Raw genomic sequence first — 26,226 nt, 5'->3', positions numbered from 1 at the left:
GCGCAAAGCGAAATGTGCCCACCGATCGAGCCGAGTTTTGCCACGGTGATCACGGCGCATGCGCGCGTCTGCCCATCGTACAACTTTGTCCGAGGCGATGTGCGGTCATTTCCCGATTCAATTTTCAAACAGCGCACCCCGTCATTGCGAGCGTAAGCGAAGCAATGACGCCGGCGTGAGCCCACGTTCTCGCGGCGGAGTTCGCCCGAGCTTTGCATCGACTTACGCCACGCGGGAGACTTCCTTTGACGGATCGGCTGCAAGCGGCAGACGAACCGTCACGCGAAGCCCGGAGCGGTCGGCCCTGCCGATATTTTCCAGCCTGATCGAGCCGCCCAGCCTCTCTACCACACGCTTCACGATCGATAAGCCAAGGCCGCTGCCTTCGCCTTGCGGATAAGAACCACGAAAGAACGGCTCGAAGATCCGTTCCAGATCAGGGGATGCGATGCCGGGTCCCGTGTCCTCGATTTGCAGGACGGCCACCTCTCCCTCTCGATACACGCCGACATCTATGCTTCCCGAACGCTGCGTGACGCGCAGCGCATTATCGAGCAGATTGCGCACCATCGTCGTGAGCATCACAGGCTCAGCGCGTACCGCGATTGGTTCAACAAGTTGGAAACCGAGATCTATCCCGCGATCAAATGCATGCGGGAGCAAGTCAGCGACGACCTCCTTGGTGGCGCCGTCCAGTGCGGCCAGCGGCATTTCACCGGCCTCCGCGAGGGGAGCTTCGTGTCGAGCCAGCGCAAGCAACTGCTCGAGCAAATGCTTGGTGCGCTGCATGCCCTGCCGTAGCGCGGCAAGGCGGTCCCGCGCGGCCTCGGGAATGTCCACCGAATCGAGGTTCTCCGCCTGCAGGCTGAGCGCCGTAATCGGCGTCCGCAATTCATGTGCAGCGTCGGCAACAAACCGCCGCTGCTGATCCATCAGCGAGCGTATTCGCGCCAGCAATCCGTTGATGGAGTTGATGAACGGATGCAATTCGCTCGGCGTACCGGACAGCGGCAGCGGAGTGAGTTCGTCGGCGCGTCTTGCATCGAGATCGCCCGCCAGCCGCACCATCGGCCGCAGCGACCGCGTGATGACCAGCGCCGTGACCAGCATCAGACATGGAATCAGCGCGGCGATCGGCAGCAGCGTGCGAAAGGCCATGTCGCGTGCGGTCTCGTCGCGAACCGCGGTCGGTTGCGCGACAGCGAAACGGCTTCCGTCCGATCGCGTCTGCAACAGCACCCGGATCGGCTGCCCCTTGCGGGTGGCGATCTGCAGGCCGTCCTTCAAGCCGAAAAGCTGGCGATCGTCGGCCGGGCCGCGCGGCGTCTTTCCCAGTTCGATCAGCCAGACGTCGGTATCCTCCTCAACGCCCTGCAGAGGCTGGCCGCTGGCAAAACTACCGTTTTGAACGACGCTCGCGAGCTGGATCAGGACCGAATCCTGCAGCTCCATGGCCTCGCCGAATGCCCATTCGTAGACGAACATGACGCCGATGGCGCCCGTCAGGATGATGATTGCGGTCAGCCCGATGAACAGGCGTCCGCGCAGCGACCTGATCATGACGAGCGGTCCACCATCCAGCCGACCCCACGCACGTTGCGGATCGCCGCAGCCCCGAGCTTCTTGCGGATGGTATGGATCAAAAACTCGATTGCATTGCTCTCGATCTCCTCGTTCCAGCCGTAAATCTGCCGTTCGAGCTCGCCGCGCGACAGGATCGTGCCCGGCCGCGCCAATAGCGCCTGCAGCAGCGCGAACTCGCGCGCGGTGAGCATTGCGCTCTCGCCGATGAAAGAGGCTTCGCGGGTAGCCGGATCGAGGCTGAGCTTTCCATTGCTCAGGACCGGCGAAGCTCCGCTGCCCTCTCGGCGGAGCACGGCGCGCATCCGCGCCAGCAACTCGCGCATCTCGAACGGCTTGATCAGATAGTCGTCGGCGCCGAGATCGAGTCCCTCGATCCGCTCGTCGACGCCATCTCGCGCGGTCACGATGATGATAGGTAGCCTGCGGCCGAGTGCACGCAAGTGCCGAAGCACGTCGCGGCCGTCGGCCTTCGGCAGCCCGAGGTCGAGCAGGGCAAGCTCGTAGGCTTCGCTCTCCGCCGCATGGATGGCGGTCTCACCGTCCATCACCCAGTCGACCGCGTAGGCCGCGTCCTTGAGCGCCTGCTGGACGGCCGTGCCGATCATCCTGTCGTCCTCGATCAGCAGAACTCGCATCCTCTTGATCCTTGCCCGGGCACGGACGGCGCACCCCCCCGTTCTCATGCGCCAGACTTAGCGCAGACTTAGGACGGCGTCGCGTATCGCGCGCCGCGAAAAATGCCTGTTCGAGCAGTTCCGGAAAATATCGCTCTAAGTCGCGCCTAAGTCGGCCGTGCTCATGATTTGACAGTGTCTGGGGCTATATCGTTTCCGGGAGAACCGCGTGTCCACCACCTGGCAAATCCGCTTATCGCCGATGCTGAACAAGGTTCCAGAAGTCACTCTGATCTTCTGGGCCATCAAGGTGCTCTCAACGACGGTCGGCGAGACCGGGGCCGACTATCTCGCGGTGCATGTGGGTCTTGGGGCGAACCTGACGCTGGCATGCATGGCTTCCCTGCTGTTTGCCGCGCTGATCCTGCAGCTCCGTGCCCGCCATTACGTTCCATGGATCTACTGGCTGACCGTGGTTCTGGTCAGCATTGTCGGCACCCAGATCACCGATCTCCTGACCGATAAGCTTGAGGTCAGCCTCTATGTGAGCACGGCCGTCTTCACCTGCGCGCTGGCCGCGACATTCGCGATCTGGTTCGCCGTCGAGCGTACGCTGTCGATCCGCACGATCGTGACCTCGCGCCGCGAACTGTTTTATTGGGCCGCCAATCTTTTCACCTTCGCGCTGGGCACGGCGGCGGGCGACCTGGCCACTGAAGCGCTCGGGCTCGGATTCCGGCTCGGTGTGATCGTGTTCGGCGTGCTGATCGCGTTTGTCGCCGTTTTCTATACGCTTGGCGTGAACTCGGTTCTCACCTTTTGGCTGGCCTACATTCTCACCCGGCCACTTGGCGCTTCGCTCGGGGACCTGCTGTCGCAATCTCGACATTACGGTGGGGTCGGTCTCGGCACAGTCCACACCAGCCTCGCTTTCCTCACCGTCATCATCGCGCTGGTCGCCTGGATGACGTTCGAAGGTGACCGCACGGAAGGCGCCGATCCGGCGCAGTGATTTCCGCATCTTGCATATCCACCAGAAGCCCGGGCGATCACGCGTGGGCCGCAATGAGGAGATTTCAGATGAACAGACTGATCCTGGCCTCGGTCATCGGCGTGCTGACGGTCGCTTGGGGCGAGCCGCATATGCATGCAGGTCAGCGAAGCTCATTCGTGCCGCTCGCCGAAGCCGCAACGTCCTCGAAGCTCGGCGACCTCTCGCCATTCCGCGCCATCGTCGTCGACGTCGCCGACTTGATCGACAAGGGCGATCTGCCGGGCGCCAAGACGCGGATCAGGGATCTCGAGGTGCAGTGGGACGATGCAGAAGCCGCCCTGAAGCCGCGCGCCGCCGTCGAGTGGCACATCGTCGACAAGGCGATTGATCGTGCCCTCGAAGCTTTGCGTGCAGCAACGCCGGACCCCGTCAACTGCAAGCAGACCATCACCGAACTTCTGTCTGCGATGGATTCGGTCGAGAAGTCCTGATGTGACCAGGCACCAATCGCCGGACAGCAAGCGGCGGCCTTATCTTCGTAAGCGGGGCAAGAAAGGAGCTAGAGATGAGAAGAATGTCTTCGGCCATGCTGAGCCTCGCAGCGAGCCTCATGTTAGGCGCGCTGCCCGCTTGGGCTTACACCGGAGAGAAGCTGGCAAAGCAGGCCAAGATCGGGATCGCACAAGCGAGAGCCATCGCTCTAAAGGCCTATCCCGGTAGGATAACCGATGAAGAGCTTGAATGGGAGAAGGGTGGCAGCGGCCTGCGCTACTCTTTCGACATCAAGCATGGATCGACTACGCAAGAAGTCGGCGTCGATGCCCGGACGGGCAAGGTGCTCGAAAACAAGAAGGAGGGGCGTCACCCGGACTGAACGCGCATTCCGCCCGGGCGCAAGCGAAGGCTCGGCGCTGAAACGCTTGACGCCTCGCGCGGCCTTCATTGGAAACCACTCGACCCATTCCCCTCTAACGACGTGATGCAATGCCATGACAGCTTTCAAATCCCACGATCCACGCGACGCTTTCACGAAGGTTCCTGAGGTCACGCTGGTCTTCTGGATCATCAAGATTGCCGCCACCACTCTCGGTGAAACCGGTGGGGACTCGGTGACGATGACCCTGGATTGGGGGTATTTGACCGGGACGGCGATTTTTCTTGCCGCACTCATCGCCCTGGTCGTGGCGCAGATTCTCGCCAAGCGCTTCCATCCTTTCCTTTATTGGTCGACGATCGTTGCTTCCACCACCTTTGGCACGACCATGGCTGATTTCGCCGACCGGTCGTTGGGGATCGGCTATACGGGAGGCTCATCGCTGCTTTTGGTCCTGCTGCTGGCGACGCTGGCGCTTTGGTATTTTGCCGAGGGTTCGATCTCGGTTGCGACGGTGAGCCGGCCGAGAGTCGAAGCGTTTTACTGGGCGGCCATCACGTTTTCCCAGACTCTGGGAACGGCGTTGGGAGATTGGGCGGCCGACACGACCGGCCTCGGCTATGAAGGCGGCGCGCTCGTGTTTGGAGCGGGGCTGACCATTCTGGCAGCGGCGTATTTCTGGACGAGCATCTCGCGGGTGACCTTGTTCTGGGCCGCTTTCATCTTGACGCGACCGCTTGGCGCAACGGTTGGCGACTTCCTTGACAAACCCGTCGACCACGGCGGCCTGGCGCTCAGCCGGCCCATCGCCTCCGCTGTCATTGCGGCATTCATCGTTGGCTGCATCCTGCTCCTGCCGCAACGGGCGGGAAGGCACCCCGGCGAATCCTACGCCAGCACCGGAAGTTAGGGCATGATCCGGAAAAGTGTGAAGCGGTTTTCCGACGAGATCATTCTCAAAGAAGAACCCAAAGCGCGATAGCAATTCAGCCTAATCCCACCGCGCTTTAGAGCGTCCGCCGGCCAAGTTGCAGAGCCGGACGAGCGCCAATCTCCGGCGTTATTGCGAGCGCAAGCGACGCCTCGCCATAGCTCGCGCAGCGAGCGACGGCGGGTCGCCGCTTTTTGTTCCTCGCAATGACGCCGAAGGTTGGCGCTCGTTCGCGGAGCGTTGCCGGGCGGACAACGCGTAGCGTTGCCGGGAGCTCGCTTGTCCGGGACTTGTTTCTCGATTCTATTTTGATCAGCGCTCCGCCACCGTCCACCTGCACAAGCGTCGTGCCATGGAGTGGGCTGTGTCAATTTGACGCGAATGGCGCGTTGCAATGTTGAAGCGGAACGAGAATCGGGCAGCCGACGTAAAGCTTGCTTATATAAGGCGGAGTCCGCGCATTGAACCGCGGCAGGTCCGGTACACTCAAAATGTTGCTGCTTGAACTCGCCATCGTCGTTGTCCTGATCGTCGTCAATGGTTTGTTGTCGATGTCCGAACTGGCGATCGTCTCCTCCCGCCCCGCGCGGCTCGAAATCCTCGCGCAAAAGCGCGTTCGCGGCGCTGAAACCGCGCTCAGGCTTGCTTCGGATGCAGGAAAATTCCTGTCGACCGTGCAGATCGGGATTACGCTGGTCGGCGTCTTGTCGGGCGCGTTTTCGGGAACCACGCTTGGTCAGCGCCTGACCGAGCGCTTCGTCGAGCTCGGCCTCTCGAAATCGATATCCGACGTTCTGGGGATCGGCCTTGTCGTGACCGTCATCACCTACGCAACGCTGATCGTGGGCGAGCTCGTTCCCAAGCAGGTGGCGCTGCGCGATCCAGAAGCTGTCGCCGTGAAGGTAGCCCCGGCGATGGATTTCCTGGCGAGGATCTCACTGCCGCTCGTGACCCTGCTCGACATCTCTGGAAAGGCCGTCCTGACGATACTGGGCAGGAGCGGCGAAGCCGAAGAGAAGATCTCCGAAGACGAGATCCATCACGTGGTGAGGGAAGCAGAGAGTGCGGGCGTGCTGGAGCCCGGAGAAAAGGAGATGATCGCGGGCGTGATGCGGCTCGGCGACCGCCCGGTGGGCGCCGTCATGACACCTCGCACCGATGTCGATGAAATCGACCTCAACGACGATCCGAAGGTGATTCGCGAAGCCTTGGCGAAGAGCCCGCATTCACGCCTGCCGGTCACCGACGGCGATCGCGACCGTCCCATCGGAATCCTGCAGGCAAAGGATATGCTGGTCGCCTATCTGCGCGAGGAAGTGCCCGACTTTCGGGCCCTCGTGCGCGAGGCGCCGATCATTCCGGCATCTGCCGACGCCCGCGACGTGCTTGCGATCTTGAAGGCTTCGGCAGTGCATATCGGTCTGGTGCATGACGAATACGGTGCGTTCGAGGGCGTTGTCACGGCCACAGACATCCTCGAAGCCATCGTCGGCGCCTTCCATTCCGAAGAGGGGCCGCCCGAACCTGCCTACGTGGCCCGCGCCGACGGCTCGTTTCTGGTCGCTGGGTGGATGCCGGTCGACGAATTCGCAGAGCTGTTATCGGTGCCCGTCCCACCGCACCGCGGCTATCATACGGTCGCCGGCCTGGTCCTGCAGCAATCCGGAACGCTGCCTGAAGTCGCTTACTCCTTCGATCTGGAGGGGTGGCGGATTGAGGTCGTCGATCTCGATGGACGTCGGATCGACAAGATCCTGGCAACGAAGATCAAGGCGACTCCGCGCGAAATCTGACGCGGAGGCCCGGACGCGCAGCCACGTTTTTCAGGATCGCAAAAAGTAATCGCGAACGGGGTTTGCATTTACCGGGCGCTCGCATAGCCTGCCCCGCGGCGCGGGCGGCACCGCCGGCGCGACCGCCCTTCTCACCCTCAACTCTCCGGCTCCCAACGCGGAAGTGCGGAGCCCGCCGTCGGCGGCAGTGATTCCCTCATGGAGCATTCCACATGCGAAGCTACTCAATTGCAGCCATTCCCGCCGATGGCATCGGGCCCGAGGTGATCTCCTCCGGCATCCGCGTGCTGGAGGCGCTGGCCAGGCGCGACGGCGGGATCACCTTCAACGTCAAGACCTTCGATTGGGGCTCCGATTACTACAAGAAGCACGGCGTCATGATGCCGGCCGACGGCCTTGCCGAGCTGAAGAAATTCGACGCGATCTATTTCGGTGCCGTCGGGGCGCCCGATGTGCCCGATCACATCACGCTCTGGGGCCTGCGGCTGCCGATCTGCCAGGGCTTTGACCAGTACGCCAATGTGCGGCCGACTAAGATCCTGCCCGGTGTCGCCTCACCGCTGCGCAATGTCGGCGTCGGCGATCTCGACTGGGTGATCGTGCGCGAGAATTCCGAGGGCGAATATGCCGGCGCCGGGGGGCGGGCGCACAAGGGCCTGCCCGAAGAGGTCGGCACCGAGGTCGCCATCTTCACCCGCGTCGGGGTGACGCGGATCATGCGCTACGCCTTCCAGCTTGCGCAGTCCCGTCCGCGCAAGCTGCTGACCGTGGTGACCAAGTCGAACGCGCAGCGCCACGGCATGGTGATGTGGGACGAGATCGCGGCCGAGGTCGCGCAAGGCTTTCCCGACGTGACCTGGGACAAGATGCTGGTCGACGCGATGACGGTGCGCATGACGCTCAACCCGAAAAGCCTCGACACGATCGTCGCGACCAACCTGCACGCCGACATCCTGTCCGACCTTGCCGGTGCGCTCGCCGGCAGCCTCGGCGTTGCGCCGACCGGCAATATCGATCCGGAGCGCCGCTTCCCCTCGATGTTCGAGCCCATTCACGGCTCGGCCTTCGACATCACCGGCAAGGGCATCGCCAACCCGGTCGCGACATTCTGGACGGCGGTGCAGATGCTGGAGCATCTCGGGGAGAAGGAAGCAGCAGTGCGGCTGATGGCGGCGGTCGAGAAGGTCTGCGCGGCCGGCGTGCTGACGCCCGATATCGGCGGAACGGCCACGACCAAAGAGGTAACCGACGCCGTCATCGACGCGATCCACGGCTCGAATGTCTGATCGGGTGATCCTGCGCGGGCTCGCCCAGGCTCAGCCCTGTCTTAAATCGGTGGAACGAAGACAGGGCTGGCGCTTTGAGTGGCGAGGGCAAGGGCCTGCGTCGGCGGACGCGATGCCGGCCGGGTTCATGCCGGGCATGACAGCGTCACGTTTTTCGATTATCTCAGCGATCTTGTCCGTATCGGACCAACGCTTGTGAATATGAACGATGTGCGTGCCGTGCTGGTTGCAGCCGGCGCAGAAAGGGCCAAGTGATCATGCGTCGTCATCGACGGGCCAAAATTGTCGCGACCGTCGGTCCTGCCAGCGCCTCTCCCGATATGCTGGAAGCGCTGTTTCTCGCCGGCGTCGATACATTCCGCCTGAACTTCAGTCACGGGACTCAGGACGATCACGCCAGGGTGCATGCCGCGATCCGCGCGCTGGAGCAGAAGCGCAGGCGGCCGATCGGGATCCTGATGGACCTGCAGGGCCCGAAAATCCGCGTCGGCACCTTGCGCGATGGCAAGATCACCTTCGTATCGGGCGAAACTATCCGCTTTGTGTTATCAGGATCGGAGGGCGACCGTGCGGCGATCCCGCTGCCGCATCCGGAAATCTTCGCGGCCGTGGCGCCCAACCACGATCTCCTGATCGACGACGGGCGGGTTCGCGTGCGGATCACGGGGCTCGGCAATGATTTCATCGAAGCCAAGGTGGTCGTCGGCGGCACCATCTCCAATCACAAGGGCGTCAATCTTCCCGGAACGGTGCTTGACCTCTCGCCGCTCACCGCGAAGGACCGCGCCGACCTCGAATTCGGCCTGCGGCTCGGCGTTGACTGGGTGGCCCTGTCCTTCGTGCAGAAGCCGTCAGACCTCATCGAGGCCCGCGCGCTGATCGCCGGACGCGCCGGGCTGATGGCGAAAATCGAAAAGCCGGCGGCGCTGGAGCGGATCGAGGACATCATCGGCCTCTCGGACGCGGTCATGGTGGCGCGCGGCGATCTTGGCGTCGAAATCCCGCATGAGGATGTGCCCGGCCGCCAGAAGGAGCTGGTGCGCGCCTGCAGGCTGGCCGTAAAACCGGTGATCGTCGCCACGCAGATGCTCGATTCGATGGTCGCCGCGCCGACCCCGACGCGCGCGGAGGCGTCCGATGTGGCGACCGCCATCTACGACGGCGCGGACGCGGTGATGCTCTCAGCGGAGTCGGCGACCGGCCGCTATCCGCGTGAGGCGGTCGAGATGATGGACCGCATCATCAGGAGCACGGAGCGGCATAAGATGTACCGGTCCATCATCGAGGCGGCGCAGCCGGGCGAAGAGCAGACGCCGCCGCACGCGGTTGCCGCCGCCGCGGCCGATCTCGCTTCGGCCGTCCATGCGACGGCGATCGTGGCCTACACCTCGAGCGGGACCACGGCCGCACGCGTCGCACGCAAGCGGCCGAGCCTGCCGATCCTGGCGATTACTCCGAACCCCGAGATCTGCCGGCGGCTGTGCCTGCTTTGGGGCGCTCACAGCGTGCTCTCCGAGGACGTGCAGAGCTATGAGGAAATGGTCGCGCATGCGACCGAACTCGCGATCGAGGAAGAGTTCGCCCAAGAGCGCGATTTGCTGGTGGTCGTTGCCGGCATCCCGTTCGGCCAGGTCGGAACGACCAACAATCTGCGCGTCGTTTCGGTGTCTGCATGATTGCCGGCCGCTCTACCCCGTGAACATCCAGAGCTGCTCGCTCGCCATATAACCGGCCAGCAGCAGCGCGCCGAAGCCGACGATCAGCGCCGCGGCGCCGACCTCGACCGCTCTCATCGCGAGCATGCCGAGCCCGGCCCGTGCCGTCGCCACGCGGCCTGCGAGATGCCGCGCGCTGACGGCGAGCGTTGCGATCACGGCTACAGTGATCGCGGTGCCCAATCCCATGATCAGCGTCGCGCCGACACCGGTCCAGAACAGGTCCTGCGCCAGCGCAAAGATGAGGACGATGATCGCCCCTGAACATGGCCGCAGTCCGACCGCGACCACGGCGGACAGGCCGCGTCGCCAGCCGCCTGCGCCGGCGAGATCCGCCGGCTCGGGGCCATGAGCGTGGCTCCAGGCGGACGCGTGATCGTCGTGATCGCAATGAAAGCCGTGCACGTGGCCGGTGCATCCCTCGACCTGGCATTGCCCGCCACGGATGGCGATTGCGCCAAGCCGCTGGCCGGTTAGCTGAAGCGGCTTGACGCCTTGAGCCGGAGCGAAGGCAAGGAGGGGCGCTTGCCGCCAAGCCAGCGCGCGGCAGGCAATGAGAAAGCCGCGGCTCTTGACGTAGAGCAGGCGCAGGCCGATCAGGATGACAAGGCCGTAGCTCGCGATCTCGACGAGGTGGACCGTCAGTCCGATCGCCTTGGCGGTCGCGCCGAGAAGCGCGGCGGCGATCGCCACGATGATAATGGCGACGACCGATTGAATGCCTGCCGACGCAAATGACAGCACGACGCCGCGGCGCCAGGTCTCCGCGTTGGCGACGAGGTAAGAGGAGATCACGGCCTTGCCATGCCCCGGCCCGAGCGCGTGGAATACGCCGTAGACAAAGGAGACGCCGAACAGCCACCACATCGCGGCGCCGTCCGCCTTGGCTGCCCTGATCAGGCCCGACAGCGACCGGTAGAAGGCTGCCTGTTGCGCAAAGATCCAGCCCGCGAGTCCGGAGGCCGACGTGGCAGCGGCCGGATGAGGGGCTCCGAATGGCGCCCCCTGCGCGGACACCGCATGAATTGCGCAGATCGCGAACACTGCCGCCATCGCCGTCAGCTTCGCAGCACTTGATCTGGTCATGGGCATTTCACCAGCATCTTGTTGGCGAAGATTGCTCCATAGGTGCTGGAGGGATCGAGCGGCTCGTTGTCGAGCTGGCTGAGCCGCGCCTGTTCGGCCGGTGTCGGCTGGTGCGGCAAATCATAGGTCACCATACATTGCGGCGCGCCGGTCACGGAAACCGGCTTGTCCTTGGCGAATTCGAAATCGACGAAGATCGTGGGATCGTAGACCTCGATTTGCACGGATTTCGCCGCGGGGGCCGCCTTCAAAGGCAGCGTGAAATGCAGCGTGAGGGCGGCGTTCTTGTAGTCGAGCCAATAGTCGACGGGATCGGAGAACTTCAGCTTCTTGCCGTCGGCGCGGGCAAAGGTGAAGTAGCCATACTCCTTCAGCGACTCCACGTTGGTCTGGGCGAGAGAGGCCAGCTCCTCCCGCGTGTACTGTCCCTTCTTGGCGTGCTGGATGCCCTGCAGCGCAAAAGCGGAGAACATGTCATCGAAGGTCCAGTCGTGGCGAACGCCGGTCATGGTGCCGTCGGCTGCGTAGAGCACTTCGCTGTGGAAGGTGACCCAGACGTGGGGATGCGCCTCCGCGCCCGTCATGAACGAGGAAAGCAGGAGAAAGGCGCAGAAACCGTATGAGGTGAGTTTTGTCATGGCCCATCTGCCGGATCGGGAAATCGGTTCGAAGCGCCCGCGGGCGGCGGACGGTGTGATCTCGGATGCGCGCAAGCTTTGCGAGGTGAGGGGTGCGCCTTCGTCGCGCAACTGCGGGACGCGCGCGACGCATCGCCACGCATCATCATGCAGACGACGGCGAGGGACGTCGCCCTCGGCCTTCAATCAGGATGAGCGGGCGACCTCGACCCAGTCGCGCATTACGGGCGGGGCACGCGACAGGAAAGCCGCACGGCGCGGCCGGAATGGGATGTCGGAAACCGAAATGACCGAACGACCGAACTCTGCGAACTCGGGCAAGGGAGGATTCGCCGGCGCATCCGGCATCGACGAATTCGACAGCAGGAAGCTCGAGAAGCAGATCGTGCAATGGTCGTCGTCGTCGGCAAGCCGCGACGGAAGCCGCTTCGTGGCTTTCTGTTGTGATGCGAGGTGCCCGACGCCCGCGACACCCGCCTCGCCGCGCTTGGCGAAGGCCAGCTCGTGATTGTGGATGTGCGCGAACGACAGCACGAGCTGCAGCATGAGCGCTGCGAGCGCGAGACAGGCTCCGCAGCGCTGCGCCAAGGCCCGTGCCAACATGACTTTTGCTCCCGCCAAGGAGTCGTCCCCGTTCACGCCGCCACTATGCAGCAAAGGAATATGGCGATCCATAGGCCATTATCGCCCGCTGTGCCAGATCGGGAGCGCCTCCGGCGCACGTTAGATCATGATCCGATTAGATGGAATCGGATCATGATCTCATCTCTTTGTTTGAGCATGATCTTTTCGGAAAAACCGGTTTCCACTTTTGCGGATCATGCTCTAGCGCGCGGATTTCGCCTTCGCTCCGGTGTGACGAACATGCGCATGAGGATGAACGTGCGGCTTGCCGCCGCCATGCGCGTGCGCCTCCGCCTCCAGCGCCACCGGGATAACCACCAGCCGGCCGTGGCGAACCCCGCGTTCGGCGATGACATGCTCGGAGAAATGACGGACCTCGGCGGAGGAGCCGCGCAGCACGGCGACCTCGAGACAGGAGTTGTGGTCAAGATGAACATGCATGGTCGCAACCGAAAGGTCATGATGATCATGCTGAGCCGTGGTCAACCGCTTGGCGAGCGCGCGAACCTCATGGTCATAGACATAGACCAGCGCACCGACGCAGGCGCCGCTTTCATGGCCATGCGCGCCCTCCTGCAGGCCCGCGCGGATCAGATCACGCAGCGCCTCCGAGCGATTCTGGTAGCCGCGGTCCTTCTGAAACCGATCGAGCTCCTGGACCAGGTCCTTATCGAGAGTTGCGGTGATGCGCTCCATGGCCGGCCCCTGTCTGCAGCCGCGGCACAGTAGCGAACGAGTACAACGCCGGTCAATTTGCCCGGCGGCGCCGCTCGCGTGTTCCCCGGGGATAGTGGGCCAGGATAGGCCCGCTGGAGATCCTGTGCCGTCAAAGCCAGATGCGTCTGGAAATGAACAGCTCCCGACCTATTATAGGCTGACTAGCAACGACATGACCCAAAAGCGAATCGGCCTTGCACAAGATCAATCCCGCTCCGACCATCCTGACCCCGCCGACGGTCGCGACCGAAGCGTTCACCGATGCCGGCGCTGCCGTCGGCCGCCTTGAGGAAATCTACGAGCGCAACACGCAATTCCTGCGGGATCGCTTCGAGGCCTATGTCAACGGCGAGGCGCTCACCACGCGGGTGCGTGCCAACTATCCGTTTGTGCGTGTGACCACCTCGACTTATGCGCGGCTGGATTCGCGGCTCGCCTATGGCTTCGTCGCGGGACCCGGCGTGCATGAGACCAGCGTGACGCGGCCGGACATTTTCCGCGCCTATCTCACCGAGCAGATCAGGCTGTTGATCGAAAATCACGGCGTGCCGGTCGAGGTCGGCGAGTCCAGCGAGCCGATCCCGATTCATTTCGCCTATCGCCGCGACATCAACATCGAGGCGGCGCTCACCACGGGCGACAGCTCGGCCGCGACGCGATCCCTGCGCGACCTGTTCGATACGCCCAATCTCGCAGCCATGGATGACGCGATCGCCGACGGCACGCTCGATCTGCCGCCCGGCGCCCCGGAGCCGCTGGCCTTGTTTCGTGCGGCGCGCGTCGACTACTCGTTGCGCCGGCTTTATCACTACACCGGCACCGACCCGGAGCACTTCCAGAATTTCGTGATCTTCACGAACTACCAGTTCTATGTCGACGCCTTCGTGCAGCTCTGCCTGCAGCGGCTGAGCTCGGGCCAGACCGGTCCCGATGCCTTCGTCGGTCCCGGCAACGTGATCACGCGCAACGCGCGCCTCGGCGGCGGCACGAGCGGGAGTGCTCCCGAGCGCGCGCCGCAAATGCCAGCCTATCATCTCGTCGAGCCCGGCTATCGCGGCATCACCCTGATCAATATCGGGACGGGCCCCTCCAACGCCCGGAACGTGACCGACCACGTCGCGGTGCTGCGGCCGCACGCCTGGCTGATGCTGGGACACTGCGCGGGCCTGCGGAACACGCAGAGGCTCGGGGATTACGTCCTCGCCCATGGCTACGTGCGCGAGGACCATGTGCTCGATCATGAACTGCCGCTGTGGGTGCCGATCCCGGCGCTGGCCGAGATGCAGGTCGCGCTTGAGGAAGCGGTCGGCGAAGTCACGGGGCTTTCGGGTTTCGAGCTCAAGCGGCTGATGCGCACCGGAACGGTGGCGAGCGTCGACAATCGCAATTGGGAAATCAGCGGACCCTCGGTGATCCGGCGGATGTCGCAATCGCGCGCGATCGCGCTCGATATGGAATCCGCGGCGATCGCGGCCAACGGCTATCGCTTCCGCGTTCCCTACGGCACCTTGCTGTGCGTCTCCGACAAGCCGCTGCACGGCGAGATCAAGCTCGCCGGCATGGCCAGCGAGTTCTACCGGCGACGCGTCGGCCAGCATCTCGAGATCGGGTTGAAGGCGCTGGAGCGGCTCAAGCACCAGGAGTCGGAGCGCCTGCACTCGCGCAAGCTGCGCAGTTTTGCGGAGGTGGCGTTTCAGTAGGAGTGCGAGGCGCGAGCATCCGCCGATCGAGTTGCAGAATCGGACGAGCGTCTTCACCACTGACGCCGGAGCGCGCTGTTGGTCGCAGCGAACTCCGTCACTTCCCCTTCTGGGAGAAGGTGGCGCGGACGAAGTCCGGGACGGAATGAGAGGTCTCTCGCCTCGCCGCCAGAGCGCCCTCAATTCTCCTTCAACAGCCGCTCGAGATAGTCGAGCTCGAGCTGCGGCCGCGAGGGATCGCCGAGGCGACGGCGCAGTTCTTCGATGATCTTGCGCGCCCGCTGCACGTCGATCTCGCCGGGCACCATCTTGGACAATTCGTCGCCATATTCGCGGCCGCGCAGCGGACGACCGAGCGGATCGGTCTGGTTGCCGCCGCCCTGCTGCCGTCCGACGCGGTCGCCGGGCCCACCGTTCTGGCCGTCGCCATCGCCCTGCTGCATCGCCTCGGCAAGGCTCTGGGCGCCCTTGCGCAAGGCATCCAGCGCACGCCCCTGCGACTCGACCGCGCCGTCGGCATTGCCGTCACCGAGCTGGCCCGAGGCATCGCCCATGGCGGTGTCGGCATCGCCGAGACCATTGCCGCTGTCGCCCTGGTCGGCTTGCTGGTCATCGCCCTGCTGATCGCCGCCTTGATCGCCGCGCTGGCCCTGCTGCGGCTGGCCGCGGCTGCCCTTGTCGCCGCGCTGCATCTGCTGTCCGAGGCCGCGCTTGGCGAGCTCGTCCTGCAGCTTCTTCAGGCGGTCGCGCAGGTTTTCCTGATCCTGCTGCAGGTCGCTCATGCCCTGGTCGCCCTGCTGCTTGCCCCGCATGCGGTCGCGCCGCGAATCCTGGCCCTGCTTGAAGGTCTTGTCGCGCAGTTGCTGCTGCTTGCGGATCATGTCGCCGAGCTCGTTGAGCGCCTGCTCCATGTCGCTGTCGCCGGATTGTCCCGGCTGCGCCATTTGCAGGTTCTCCAGCATCTCCTGGAGCTGCTCGAGCAGTTGCTTGGCGCCTTCCTTGTCGCCCTGGCGCGACAGCCGCTCCATGCGCTCGATCATGTTGTTGAGATCCTGCTGGCGCAGGACCTTGGTGTTGGGATCGAGCGGACGCGCGAGTGCCTGCGGATTGTTGCGGAACTGCTCGGCGAGCTGGCGCATGTAGTTGTCCAGCGCCTGGCGCAGATTCTCGGTGAGCTTCTTGATCTCCTCGTCGGTGGCGCCGCGATCCAGCGCCTGCTTGAGCGCGTCCTGCGCCGCGCGGAGCGCCTTGTCGACGTCAGTGATGTCGCCGTCCTCGATCGAGACCGCGAGCGCCCACAGGCTCGCCACCACCTCGCGCAAGCCATCGTCGGTGCGCGCCGCCTCGAGCTGGTGCGTCACGTTGTAGAGCCCGAGATAATGCCCGGTCTCACCAGGCATGAACAATTCCGGCGCGATCATCAGCGCGTCCAGCGCCGCGTAGACGTCGGAGTTCTTGTTGGCGTCGAGCGCGAGGATGCGGCGCTGCTCGATCAGTGCCCGCGCCAAAGGCTTCGTGAACAATCGCTCCGGCAGGCGCATGTTAAAGGGCTCGCTGTGCGCCTCATTGCCGGCCTCGTCCTTGGCCGAGAGCGTCAGCGTGACATCGGCGCCCGCGTACGGATCCTCGCTCAGATCCTTCACCGTCTGGCCGACGCCATTGCGAGTCCGCGCATTGGGCAGGCTCAGCGCGAATTGCGGCGGCTGGAACAGCGGCCGCGGCGCCGGCGCGCTCTTGTCCGCGGTGCCCTTCTCAGATGCGCTTTGGTCGCCCTCGCCCGCGCGCGCAGCGAGATGAGCCTGGGCTTCGGTGACGCCGTAGTCGTCTTCGAGCTTGTAGGAAAGCTGCAGCGCGCCGCGCGCCTGGCGTTCCGGATCCTTGGCGAGCGAAATGGTGGGCGGGCGGTCGGGAATGGCGGCAAAGCGCCATTGCGGCTGACCGGAGGGCGCACGGACATGCACGGTGCCGTCACCGGTGATCGTGTAATGTTTTTCGTTGGTGCCCTGCGGAGCCTGTTCTTTCGGCGTCGCCTCGGCGATGCCGCCGCCCGTGATGACGTCGAGCGTGCCGCCCGACGAACGCACGATCAGCGTACTGCCGGCCGGAACCGACAGCGGACCCGAGGCGGGCAGCGCCGCCGCCTCCTTGTTTGCTGCCGAGAGAATGATCGGCGGCTTGCCGGTGTATTGCGGCGGATTGACCCAGGCATCGACGCGGATGTTGGTCGGCGCAAGCACCCCGTTCCAGTCGAACGCCGCACCAAGCCGCATCATGCGTTCATCGCCCGCGGCAACATAAGTCGCGACCAGGAGGACGATGACCAGCGCGCGCAACGCCCAGGGATCCTGCAGCGCCAGCCGCGGCGACGGCAGGCCGGCACGGATGCGCTTGATCGCTGCGAGCGTGCGCTCGCGCTGGGCCTGCCAGAGGGCTAGCGATACCGGATCCTGCGTGCTGACGGTGTCAGTGAGCGCGGTTGCGGGGCGGTGGCGGATGCCGGAGCCGCGATCGAGCCGGGTCAGCGCCTGCTCGCGGCTAGGCCAGCGAAACCAGACCATTGGCCACAGGGCGGCGAGCGCCAGCACCGCGAACAGGCCAAAGCCGATCGCGCGCGCGAGCGTCGGCAGGCTTAGCCAGAGTCCCGACCAAGATACCACCAGGAACAGCCCGATCACGGTCAAAAGCCGCGCCAAAGGCGGCCAGGCACGTTCCCAGGCGATCGCGTATTTGGCCCGCTGAAGGGCCTGATCTAGCTTTAGCCGCGCCAAGGCGTCGCTGTTTCGCGACGGCTCCAGCGGGTCGGGCGTGACACCGCTCAAGAAATTCTCCGAGGTTGCCGGCACAACATCTTAACACAACGGCAGCAGTGAGGCACCCGTTCCTCCCCGGGGATCAGCCCCGAATCCACGCATAACACGCAGGCGTGACTGGCCTGGAGCGACCACTTAAGGTCGGCAGCCCAATGTGAAGCCTCGAGGAACGCTCATGGACCAGAAAACTTACGACAAAGGCCTGGAAATTCGCAAAGCCGTGCTCGGCGAGGCCCATGTCAACAACACACTTAAGACCGTCGACAGCTTCAACAAGCCGTTCCAGGAGCTGCTCACCGAATATTGCTGGGGCGCGGTGTGGGGACGCGAGGAGCTGCCGCGCAAGACGCGCAGCATGCTCAACATCGCCATGATCTCGATCCTCAACCGGCCGCATGAATTGCGCGCGCATCTGAAGGGCGCGCTCACCAACGGCGTCACGCGGGAGGAGATTCGCGAGATCCTGATGCAGGTCGCGATCTATGGCGGCATGCCGGCGGCCGTCGACAGTTTCCGCGTCGCGCGCGAAGTGTTTGCCGAAATCGACAAGGCTTGAGGCTGCCCAATGGATATCGGATTCATCGGGCTGGGGAAGATGGGCTTCCCCATGGCCCGCCGGCTGATCGAGGCCGGGCATCACCTGACCGTATTCGATACGCGCAAGGAACCGGTCGAGGCGCTGCGCGCGCTCGGCGCCGAGGCCGCCTCATCGCCGAAAGAGATCGCCGATCGCACCGAGACCGTGATGGCGAGCCTGCCCTCGCTGCAGGCCTCGCTCGATGTCGCAACGGGTGCTGCCGGCGTGATCGAAGGCAAGCGCGTGAGGCGCTTCGTCGATCTATCCACGGTCGGCTCGCAGATGGCACTGCGCATTCACGATTTGCTCGGGGGGCGCAACATCGTGCAGATCGACAGCCCCGTCTCCGGCGGTGTCGCCGGCGCCGAGAAAGGAACGCTGGCGGTCATGGTCTCGGGGCCGCGCGCGGAGTTCGAGGCGGTGAGAGGCGCGTTGGAGGTGATCGGCAAGGTGTTCTTCATCGGCGAGAAGCCGGGCTCCGGGCAGACGATGAAGCTCGCCAATAATTTTCTCTCGGCCACCGCGATGGTGGCGACATCGGAAGCCGTGGTGATGGGCGTGAAGGCCGGGCTCGATCCGAAGGTGATGATCGATGTCATCAATGCCGGATCGGGCCTCAACACCGCAAGCCGCGACAAGTTTCCGCGCTCCGTGCTGCCGCGCAGCTTCGATTTCGGCTTCGCCACGGGGCTGATGGTGAAGGACGTGCGGCTTGCGTTGGAAGAGATGAAATCTCTGGGCCTGAAGATGGAGGTCGCCGAGGCGGTCGGGCGGCTATGGGAAGTCGTGATCCGCGACGAGGGCGCGGAGTCCGATTTCACCGCGGCGATCAAGCCGATCGAGAAGGCGGCGGGCGTCGTGGTGGGAGAAACAACCGGCATTCACGCCACCAAATAAAGGCGATCGTCCGGCCAAGCGCCGGGACCCAGAACCACAGGCGGTCATAGGATGGCAATGACCAAGCCACACGTCATTGCCGGGCTTGTCCCGGCCATCCACGTCTTTGCAGCCTACAATGAGCAAGCGCGTGGATGCCCGGGACAAGCCCGGGCATGACGGAGGAGAGAGATTCGCGCCACAAGTCCCGCCTGGCGGTATGGGTCCCGGCCTTCGTCAGGCGGACACCGAAGGTGCTTTAGCAGCAATGCCTCACAGCCACGGCGCCGGTCTATCCAGCGCGATCAGCGCATCAACATCAAGGCGCGGACGCACGACGGCGTATTGGTCGCCTTTCACCAGCACTTCGGGCACCAGGGGGCGCGTATTGTAGGTGCCGGATTGCACGGCGCCATAGGCGCCGGAGGTCATGATCGCCAGGAGATCCCCGGCCCTGGGCTCGGGAAGGGTGCGGTCGAGCGCGAGATAGTCCCCGCTTTCGCAGACCGGCCCGACAACATCGGCCACGATCGTCTTCGCGCCCCCTGCAGCCTCAAGCACCGGCAGGATGTCGTGATGCGCCTCGTACAGCGTCGGCCGGATCATGTCGTTCATCGCGGCGTCGATGATGACGAAGTTCTTCGCTTGGCCATGCTTCACATAGATGACGCGCGCAACCAGGATGCCGGCATTGCCGACGATCAGCCGGCCCGGCTCGAACAGGAGCGTGCAGCCGAGATTATGCGCGATGCGCTTGACCATCGCGGCGTAGGCGTGGGGCTCCGGCGGCACCGCGCGGTCCAAGTGATAGGGAATGCCCAAGCCGCCCCCGAAATCGATATGCGAGATATCGTGACCGTCGGCACGCAGCGTCTGCACGAATTCAACGAGCAGGCGGAACGCCGTCTCCATGTTTGTGAGATCGGTGATCTGGCTGCCGATATGCATGTCGGCACCTCGCACCTTGATGCCCGGCAGCTTCGCGGCCCGCGCATAGACCGCCCGCGCATGGGTGAGCGGAATGCCGAACTTGTTTTCGGACTTGCCGGTGGAGATCTTGGCATGAGTACCGGCATCGACGTCCGGGTTGACGCGCACCGAGATGCTTGCGGGTCGCCCGGTCTCGACGGCAAGCCGCGACAGCAGTTCCAGCTCGGGCTCGGATTCGATGTTGATGCAGAGAATGTCCGCTGCGAGCGCGGCGCGCAGCTCGGCGTCGGTCTTGCCGACGCCGGAAAACACGATCTTGTGCGGCGGGATGCCGGCGGCCAGCGCCCGCTTCAATTCGCCGCCCGAGACCACATCGGCGCCAGCCCCTAGCCTCGCGAGCGTGCGCAGCACCGACTGGTTGGAGTTCGCCTTCATGGCGTAGCAGACGAGCGCTTTTTCGCCTGCGAATGCCTCGGTGAACACGCGGTAATGCCGCTCCAACGTCGCGGTGGAATAGCAATAAAACGGCGTCCCCACGCTTGAGGCGAGCTCAGCGAGGTTCACCGCCTCGGCGTGCAGCACGCCGTTGCGATAATCAAAATGGTTCATGGCTTCTCAGTTACCCAGAAGCGGGTCGAGGATGAAAGCTTTTTTGCCGCCTCTGGGCGCGGTCGGCCCAGCTTCCGTGCCATAGGTCGGATTGAAGACGCTGGGCCGGTTCGCGGCCTCCTGCTCGGTGTCGGTGGCCGGCGGGGGATTGGCCGTGGAAGCCGACGAGGCGGTCGGCGGCAATTCCAGCGGGCCCTTGCGGCCGCAGCCCGCCAGCGTCAGCGCAGCCACGCTCACGAACAGGACGGCCCATCCCGAAAATCTCGGGCGAAAATTGCGATTCACGGCGAAATCCCCAATGCGCGGCGCACCATACAAAGATTGCTTCGGTCTGGCGAGAGCTCAATCACCATGAAATTGCAGCGAGATTCGCCAACCCAGCCCTATTTTCGCTGCTTTTCCAGCCGCCTCGCCCAGGCCTTGGCCTGGGAGAGCACGTTTTTCGGCGCGGTACCACCGTAAGAGGTGCGGCTTTTCACCGATGATTCCACCGAAAGGACCTTCAGCACGTCGGCGGTGATCTTGGGCTCGATCTCCTGCATCGCCGCCAGCGGCAGTTCATGCAGCGCGACGCCATCTTGCGCCGCTCTCGCGACAATCCGCCCGGTGACGTGATGGGCATCGCGGAACGGCATTTTCAGCGTTCGCACTAGCCAATCGGCGAGATCGGTCGCGGTGGCATAGCCCTCGCCGGCGGCCGCCTTCATCCTGGCCTCGTCGGGCACGAGGTCGGCGACCATGCCGGTCATGGCGCGGATGGCTAGCGACAGCGCCGCAAAGGCTTCCATCGCGCCCTCCTTGTCCTCCTGCATGTCCTTCTGATAGGCGAGCGGCAGGCCCTTCATCACGATGAGGAGCCCGGTCAGCGCCCCGATCACGCGCCCGGTCTTGGCGCGCACCAGTTCCGCCGCGTCCGGATTGCGCTTCTGCGGCATGATGGAGGAGCCGGTGGTGAACTTGTCGGACAACCGCACCAGGCCGACCAGCGGCGAGGTCCAGATCACGATTTCCTCGGCAAAGCGCGACAGATGCACCGCGGTGATCGCCGCGGCCGACAGCGTTTCCAGCACGAAGTCGCGGTCGGAAACCGCGTCCAGCGAATTGGCCATGGGACGATCGAACCCCAGCGCTTTCGCGGTGGCTTCGCGGTCGATCGGAAAGGAGGTGCCGGCGAGCGCCGCGGCGCCGAGCGGGGACTCGTTGAGGCGCTTGCGGGCATCGGCAAAGCGGCCGCGATCGCGCCCCGCCATCTCGACATAGGCGAGCAGATGATGGCCGAAGGTCACCGGCTGCGCGGTCTGCAGATGGGTGAAGCCCGGCATGACGGTTGCGGCATGTTCGCTGGCGCGCGCCACCAGCGCGCTCTGGAACTGAAGTAGCGCCGCATCGATCTCGTCGATGGTGTCGCGGACATAGAGACGGAAATCGGTGGCGACCTGGTCGTTGCGCGAGCGGGCGGTGTGCAGCCGGCCCGCCGCGGGCCCGATCAATTCGGCAAGCCTGCTCTCGACATTCATGTGAATGTCCTCGAGCGCGCGCTTGAAGTCGAAGGCGCCTTTGCCGATTTCTGACAAAATCGTGTCTAGACCCCTCGCTATATTTTTTGCATCAGAGCCCGTGATGATGCCCTGGGCGGCGAGCATGGCCGCGTGCGCCTTGGACGCGGCAATATCCTGGGCGTAAAGGTGCCTGTCGACGTCGATGGAGACGTTGATCTCCTCCATGATCGCATCGGGGCGTTCGGAGAACCGGCCACCCCACATCTTGTTGCTCATGATTTGCTGCTCAATGTCCTGCCATTCGTCTAAATCTGGCGCCGTTGCGGCGGGCCCACGCTCCTTGTTTAAGCATGATCTCTTCGGAAAGCCGGTTTCCACTTTTCCGGACCATGCTGTAGGGCGCGTAACGTCGGCCCCTGCATAGCCGTATCCGATACAGAATGACAAACGATATGCCCGAACATCCCACAACCCCGCCGGCGAGGCCTGCGCGCCGCATTCCGCTGGCAATTGCGGCGGTCCTGATCGGCGGCGGCATCGGGTTTGCCGCCCTTTACGGGTTCGGCAGCCTGCACCATGAGGCGGGCGATCCCGCCTGCCGCGGCGCGGTCGACACGGCGAAAAGGATCGCCCCGCTGGTGCATGGCGAGGTGGCGGCGCTCAACGTCGCAACTAGCCCATTGAAGCTGCCGGACCTCACCTTTGAAGATGCAGACGGCAAGGCGAAAAAGCTCTCCGACTGGCACGGCAAGACGGTGCTGGTGAACCTCTGGGCCACTTGGTGCGTCCCCTGCCGACGGGAAATGCCCGCGCTGAACGGTCTTCAGGAGAAGCTTGGAGGCCCCAATTTCCAGGTGGTCGCGATCAACATCGACACCCGCGATCCCGACAAGCCGAAGAATTTCCTGAAAGATGCCAACCTGACCCGGCTCGGCAATTACAGCGACCAAAAAGCCAAGGTGTTTCAGGATCTTAAAGCGATAGGTCGGGCGCTGGGCATGCCGACCTCAGTGCTGGTCGACCCCAAAGGGTGCGAAATCGCGACCATCAATGGCCCCGCCGAGTGGAACAGCAACGACGCCATCAAGCTGATTACGGCGGCGATCGCGCCGGCTGCGGCAGGACTTTAGGTTCCGTCATCCTGAAGGCGCAAGCGAAAGCGAGCCTCGAAGGGCGAAGGACCAGGGTGTGGTGTGCCTTCCCTAGGCCGAGATATTGAGATTGTTACCGATCCCGGCGCCGACATTTGCCAGCGAGGGCTGCTGACCGGCGCCAAGCAGGGTCAGGACCGTCGATTTCTGCGCATCGAGATTCTGCTTCAGCAAGGTGGTGGCGACCTGCGTCTGCAGCGCCCCTGCCTTGGCGACCATGACGTCGCTGACCATGCTCACCAGATCCATACGCAAATACCCCTTTTGCAGGCACCGTACGCATGGATCGTTAATGAAGTGTGGAGATTGGGGGTGGGGAAACGCCGCGCCAGTTGTGCTCGTCATACGCGGGCTTGACCCACGTACCCATCCATCTTCAAAGAAAGCCGATGATGGATCGCCGGGTCAAGCCCGGCAATGACAAGCCGTTACCGCGTCGGGACCGGCTTGGGGCCGCGATAATCGTAAAAGCCGCGCTGGGTTTTGCGCCCCAACCAGCCGGCCTCGACATATTTCACGAGCAGCGGACAGGGACGGTATTTGGAGTCCGCGAGTCCCTCATGCAGCACCTGCATGATCGAGAGGCAGGTATCCAGGCCGATGAAATCCGCCAGTTCCAGCGGCCCCATCGGGTGATGCGCCCCCAGCTTCATGGCCGCATCGATCGCTTCGACGTTCCCGACCCCCTCATAGAGGGTGTAGATCGCCTCGTTGATCATCGGCATCAGGATGCGGTTGACGATGAAGGCGGGGAAATCCTCGGATACCGCGACCTGCTTGCCGAGCTTTGCGACGAATTCCTTGGCGGCCTCGAAGGTGGAATCATCGGTGGCGATGCCGCGAATCAGCTCGACCAACTCCATCAGCGGCACCGGATTCATGAAATGAATACCGATGAAGCGCTCGGGCCGATCGGTGGTCGAGGCGAGCCGGGTGATCGAGATCGAGGAGGTGTCGGAGGCGATCAGCGCCTCGGGCTTTAAGATGGCGCAGAGATCGTGAAAGATCTTGCGCTTGACCTCCTCCTTCTCGACCGCGGTCTCTATCACCAGGTCGCAATCGGCGAGATCGTCGAGCGTTCCGGTCAGCGTGATGCGGCCGATCGCCTTGGCCTTGGCACCCTCGCTGATCACCTGCTTGGCGACCTGCCGGGACAGATTGCCGTTGATGGTTGCCATGCCCGACTTCAGCCGATCGGCCGAAACGTCGTTGAGCACCACGTCAAAGCCTGCGAGCGCCGCGACATGAGCGATGCCATTGCCCATCTGGCCCGCACCGATCACGCCGACCTTCTTGATCACAGCCATTTTCTCATCCACCGGAACGGCGCGCTCACCGCGCCTGCCCTCTAGGGCGCAATAAGATTAGGCGGAATCTCGGTCGCGCTCTAGGTCTTGATTGCGCATCAGGTTCGGAAAAACCAGAGCCCCCTCGCGGCTCAACGCGGTTCTCCGGGTCCCGATTATGCTCCATAAAACAACACCGGCCGGATTTTTCCATCCGGCCGGTGGTCCCGAATTCACTTGCCGAGCTTACCGAGCTCCGAGGTCAGTTCAGGAACCGCCTGGTAGAGATCGGCGACCAGGCCGTAATCGGCGACCTGAAAGATCGGCGCGTCCTCGTCCTTGTTGATCGCCACGATCACCTTGGAATCCTTCATGCCGGCGAGATGCTGAATCGCGCCGGAAATACCGACGGCAATATAGAGCTCGGGCGCGACCACCTTGCCGGTCTGGCCGACCTGCCAGTCGTTCGGCGCGTAGCCGGCGTCGACCGCGGCGCGTGAGGCGCCCACACCGGCGCCGAGCTTATCCGCGAGCGGCTCGATATACTTGCTGAAATTCTCCCGGCTCTGCATGGCGCGGCCGCCGGAGACGATGATTTTCGCCGAGGTCAGCTCGGGCCGGTCGCTTTTCGCGACTTCCTCGCCGACAAAGCTGGAAAGGCCGGGATCGGCCGTGGCGGAGACGTTCTCGATTGGCGCGCTGCCGCCCTCGCCGGTCGCGGCGAAGGTCGAGGTGCGCACGGTGATGACCTTCTTGGCGTCCTTCGACTTCACGGTCTGGATCGCGTTACCGGCATAAATGGGCCGCTCGAAGGTATCGGGCGACACCACCTTGATGATCTCCGACACCTGCATGACGTCGAGCAGCGCCGCGACGCGCGGCATCACGTTCTTGAAGCGCGAGGTCGCCGGGGCGACGAGAGCGTCATAGGAAGACGCGAGCGACACGATCAGCGCGGCCAGAGGCTCGGCGAGATCATGGGCATAGACGTCGCCCTCGGCGAGCAGCACCTTCTTCACGCCGGAAAGCTTTGCGGCGGCCTCCGCCGCGCCCTTGGCATTCTGGCCGGCCACCAGCACGTCGACATCGGCGCCGAGCTGGCTTGCAGCCGTCACCGCCTTGTTGGTCGCATCCTTCAGCGATGCGTTGTCGTGTTCGGCAATCAGCAACGTCGTCATTTAGAGAACCCCGGCTTCATTCTTCAGCTTCGACACCAGCTCGGCGACGTCCTTGACCTTGACGCCTGCCTTGCGACCCGGTGGTTCCGCGGTTTTCAGGATTTCGAGATGGAGGCTAAGATCGACGCCGTAGTCGGATGCGTTCTTCTCCGCGATCGGCTTCTTCTTCGCCTTCATGATGTTGGGCAGCGAGGCGTAGCGCGGCTCGTTCAGCCGCAGATCCGTGGTGACGATCGCCGGGCCCTTCAGCTTGACCGTCTGCAGGCCGCCATCGACCTCGCGCGTCACCTTGAAGTCGCTTCCTTCGACCTCGAGCTTGGAGGCGAAGGTCGCTTGCGACCAGCCGAGCAGCGCCGCCAGCATCTGGCCGGTCTGGTTCGAGTCGTCATCGATCGCCTGCTTGCCGAGAATGATCAGGCCCGGCTGCTCTTCCTCAGCAACTTTCTTCAGGATTTTCGCGACCGCCAGCGGTTCGACGGTACCCTCGGCCTTGACCAGGATGCCGCGGTCAGCACCCATGGCGAGCCCGGTGCGGATGGTCTCGGACGCCTGCGCCGGTCCGATCGAGACGACGACGACCTCGGTTGCCTTGCCGGCCTCTTTCAGCCGCAGCGCTTCCTCGACCGCGATTTCGTCGAACGGATTCATCGACATTTTGACGTTCGCGAGTTCGACGCCCGATCCGTCGCTCTTGACGCGGACCTTGACGTTGTAATCGACCACGCGCTTCACCGGCACCAGAACCTTCATCGAT

The 26,226-nt window shown here is 63.9% G+C and carries 25 protein-coding genes; 11 read left to right on the top strand and 14 right to left on the bottom strand.

Annotated features, from left to right (window positions below):
- Nucleotides 1-222: 222 nt before the first annotated feature.
- Both F758_RS0100470 and F758_RS0100465 read right to left on the bottom strand, forming a co-directional pair.
- A complete protein-coding gene (locus F758_RS0100470; RefSeq protein WP_051386592.1) occupies nt 223-1,560 on the bottom strand; it encodes an ATP-binding protein in 1,338 nt (445 codons plus the stop codon).
- Nucleotides 1,557-2,219, bottom strand: a complete 663-nt coding sequence (locus tag F758_RS0100465; protein WP_024505997.1) for a response regulator transcription factor — start codon at nt 2,217-2,219, stop codon at nt 1,557-1,559. The genes F758_RS0100470 and F758_RS0100465 overlap by 4 nt, the downstream gene beginning before the upstream one ends.
- Before the next feature lie 241 nt (nt 2,220-2,460).
- Here F758_RS0100465 and F758_RS0100460 point away from each other — a divergent pair, with 241 nt between their 5' ends.
- From F758_RS0100460 to pyk, 7 genes are all read left to right on the top strand, one after another.
- The gene (locus F758_RS0100460) at nt 2,461-3,210 is read left to right on the top strand and encodes a COG4705 family protein (RefSeq protein ID WP_024505996.1); all 750 of its coding nucleotides are present in this window, start codon (nt 2,461-2,463) and stop codon (nt 3,208-3,210) included.
- Nucleotides 3,211-3,278: 68 nt separating this feature from the next.
- Nucleotides 3,279-3,683 carry a hypothetical protein gene (locus F758_RS0100455; protein WP_024505995.1) on the top strand — a complete coding sequence of 135 codons (405 nt, stop codon included), beginning with the start codon at nt 3,279-3,281 and terminating at the stop codon, nt 3,681-3,683.
- A gap of 74 nt (nt 3,684-3,757) precedes the next feature.
- Nucleotides 3,758-4,066 carry a PepSY domain-containing protein gene (locus tag F758_RS0100450; protein WP_024505994.1) on the top strand — a complete coding sequence of 103 codons (309 nt, stop codon included), beginning with the start codon at nt 3,758-3,760 and terminating at the stop codon, nt 4,064-4,066.
- A 115-nt stretch (nt 4,067-4,181) separates the two neighbouring features.
- Complete coding sequence (locus tag F758_RS0100445; protein WP_024505993.1) at nt 4,182-4,976, top strand: COG4705 family protein; 795 nt, start codon at nt 4,182-4,184, stop codon at nt 4,974-4,976.
- Nucleotides 4,977-5,488: 512 nt separating this feature from the next.
- Nucleotides 5,489-6,790: a hemolysin family protein gene (locus F758_RS0100435; RefSeq protein WP_024505991.1), complete on the top strand. Its 1,302-nt coding sequence runs from the start codon at nt 5,489-5,491 to the stop codon at nt 6,788-6,790.
- 212 nt (nt 6,791-7,002) lie between these two features.
- On the top strand, nt 7,003-8,076 hold the full coding sequence (locus F758_RS0100430; protein ID WP_024505990.1) for a tartrate dehydrogenase: 1,074 nt from the start codon (nt 7,003-7,005) through the stop codon (nt 8,074-8,076).
- 257 nt (nt 8,077-8,333) lie between these two features.
- Entirely contained in the window at nt 8,334-9,752 is a 1,419-nt protein-coding gene (gene pyk, locus F758_RS0100420; RefSeq protein ID WP_024505989.1) for a pyruvate kinase, read from the top strand.
- 12 nt (nt 9,753-9,764) lie between these two features.
- Here pyk and F758_RS0100415 read toward each other — a convergent pair whose 3' ends face one another.
- The 4 genes from F758_RS0100415 to nikR form a co-directional block, all read right to left on the bottom strand.
- Nucleotides 9,765-10,877, bottom strand: a complete 1,113-nt coding sequence (locus F758_RS0100415) for a nickel/cobalt transporter (RefSeq protein ID WP_245286387.1) — start codon at nt 10,875-10,877, stop codon at nt 9,765-9,767.
- Nucleotides 10,874-11,515 (bottom strand): DUF1007 family protein, encoded by a 642-nt coding sequence (locus F758_RS0100410; RefSeq protein ID WP_024505987.1) that lies wholly within the window; start codon nt 11,513-11,515, stop codon nt 10,874-10,876. The genes F758_RS0100415 and F758_RS0100410 overlap by 4 nt, the downstream gene beginning before the upstream one ends.
- Nucleotides 11,516-11,701: 186 nt before the next feature.
- On the bottom strand, nt 11,702-12,061 hold the full coding sequence (locus tag F758_RS0100405; RefSeq protein WP_157449802.1) for a hypothetical protein: 360 nt from the start codon (nt 12,059-12,061) through the stop codon (nt 11,702-11,704).
- A 279-nt stretch (nt 12,062-12,340) separates the two neighbouring features.
- Entirely contained in the window at nt 12,341-12,835 is a 495-nt protein-coding gene (gene nikR / locus F758_RS0100400; protein ID WP_024505985.1) for a nickel-responsive transcriptional regulator NikR, read from the bottom strand.
- Nucleotides 12,836-13,059: 224 nt separating this feature from the next.
- On the opposite strand from nikR, the gene F758_RS0100395 reads away from it, so the two are divergent.
- Nucleotides 13,060-14,556: an AMP nucleosidase gene (locus F758_RS0100395; protein ID WP_502689115.1), complete on the top strand. Its 1,497-nt coding sequence runs from the start codon at nt 13,060-13,062 to the stop codon at nt 14,554-14,556.
- A gap of 179 nt (nt 14,557-14,735) precedes the next feature.
- Here F758_RS0100395 and F758_RS0100390 read toward each other — a convergent pair whose 3' ends face one another.
- Entirely contained in the window at nt 14,736-17,375 is a 2,640-nt protein-coding gene (locus F758_RS0100390; protein WP_024505983.1) for a TIGR02302 family protein, read from the bottom strand.
- A 166-nt stretch (nt 17,376-17,541) separates the two neighbouring features.
- Between F758_RS0100390 and F758_RS0100385 the strand changes: the two genes are divergently transcribed.
- The gene (locus F758_RS0100385) at nt 17,542-17,922 is read left to right on the top strand and encodes a carboxymuconolactone decarboxylase family protein (RefSeq protein ID WP_024505982.1); all 381 of its coding nucleotides are present in this window, start codon (nt 17,542-17,544) and stop codon (nt 17,920-17,922) included.
- 9 nt (nt 17,923-17,931) lie between these two features.
- Nucleotides 17,932-18,840 carry an NAD(P)-dependent oxidoreductase gene (locus F758_RS0100380; protein ID WP_024505981.1) on the top strand — a complete coding sequence of 303 codons (909 nt, stop codon included), beginning with the start codon at nt 17,932-17,934 and terminating at the stop codon, nt 18,838-18,840.
- Nucleotides 18,841-19,092: 252 nt separating this feature from the next.
- On the opposite strand, the gene lysA is transcribed toward F758_RS0100380, so the two are convergent.
- From lysA to argH, 3 genes are all read right to left on the bottom strand, one after another.
- The gene (lysA, locus tag F758_RS0100375) at nt 19,093-20,358 is read right to left on the bottom strand and encodes a diaminopimelate decarboxylase (protein ID WP_024505980.1); all 1,266 of its coding nucleotides are present in this window, start codon (nt 20,356-20,358) and stop codon (nt 19,093-19,095) included.
- Nucleotides 20,359-20,364: 6 nt separating this feature from the next.
- Nucleotides 20,365-20,643, bottom strand: coding sequence for an LPS translocon maturation chaperone LptM (lptM, locus tag F758_RS0100370; RefSeq protein WP_024505979.1), 279 nt, complete (start codon nt 20,641-20,643; stop codon nt 20,365-20,367).
- A gap of 98 nt (nt 20,644-20,741) precedes the next feature.
- Nucleotides 20,742-22,133 (bottom strand): argininosuccinate lyase, encoded by a 1,392-nt coding sequence (gene argH / locus F758_RS0100365; RefSeq protein ID WP_024505978.1) that lies wholly within the window; start codon nt 22,131-22,133, stop codon nt 20,742-20,744.
- A gap of 164 nt (nt 22,134-22,297) precedes the next feature.
- On the opposite strand from argH, the gene tlpA reads away from it, so the two are divergent.
- Nucleotides 22,298-22,987, top strand: a complete 690-nt coding sequence (gene tlpA, locus F758_RS0100360) for a thiol:disulfide interchange protein TlpA (RefSeq protein ID WP_024505977.1) — start codon at nt 22,298-22,300, stop codon at nt 22,985-22,987.
- A 72-nt stretch (nt 22,988-23,059) separates the two neighbouring features.
- Here the strand turns inward: tlpA and F758_RS0100355 are convergent, their stop codons facing one another.
- The 4 genes from F758_RS0100355 to F758_RS0100340 form a co-directional block, all read right to left on the bottom strand.
- Nucleotides 23,060-23,257: a putative motility protein gene (locus tag F758_RS0100355; protein ID WP_024505976.1), complete on the bottom strand. Its 198-nt coding sequence runs from the start codon at nt 23,255-23,257 to the stop codon at nt 23,060-23,062.
- Between the two features lie 179 nt (nt 23,258-23,436).
- Nucleotides 23,437-24,315, bottom strand: coding sequence for a 3-hydroxybutyryl-CoA dehydrogenase (locus F758_RS0100350; RefSeq protein ID WP_024505975.1), 879 nt, complete (start codon nt 24,313-24,315; stop codon nt 23,437-23,439).
- Nucleotides 24,316-24,527: 212 nt separating this feature from the next.
- Nucleotides 24,528-25,472 carry an electron transfer flavoprotein subunit alpha/FixB family protein gene (locus tag F758_RS0100345; protein ID WP_024505974.1) on the bottom strand — a complete coding sequence of 315 codons (945 nt, stop codon included), beginning with the start codon at nt 25,470-25,472 and terminating at the stop codon, nt 24,528-24,530.
- Nucleotides 25,473-26,222, bottom strand: a complete 750-nt coding sequence (locus F758_RS0100340) for an electron transfer flavoprotein subunit beta/FixA family protein (protein WP_024505973.1) — start codon at nt 26,220-26,222, stop codon at nt 25,473-25,475. It lies immediately after the preceding gene.
- Nucleotides 26,223-26,226 lie beyond the last annotated feature (4 nt).

The sequence above is a fragment of the Bradyrhizobium sp. ARR65 genome (assembly GCF_000472385.1).
Taxonomy (GTDB): Bacteria; Pseudomonadota; Alphaproteobacteria; order Rhizobiales; family Xanthobacteraceae; genus Bradyrhizobium.
This window is presented reverse-complemented; position numbering and strand designations above follow the sequence as displayed.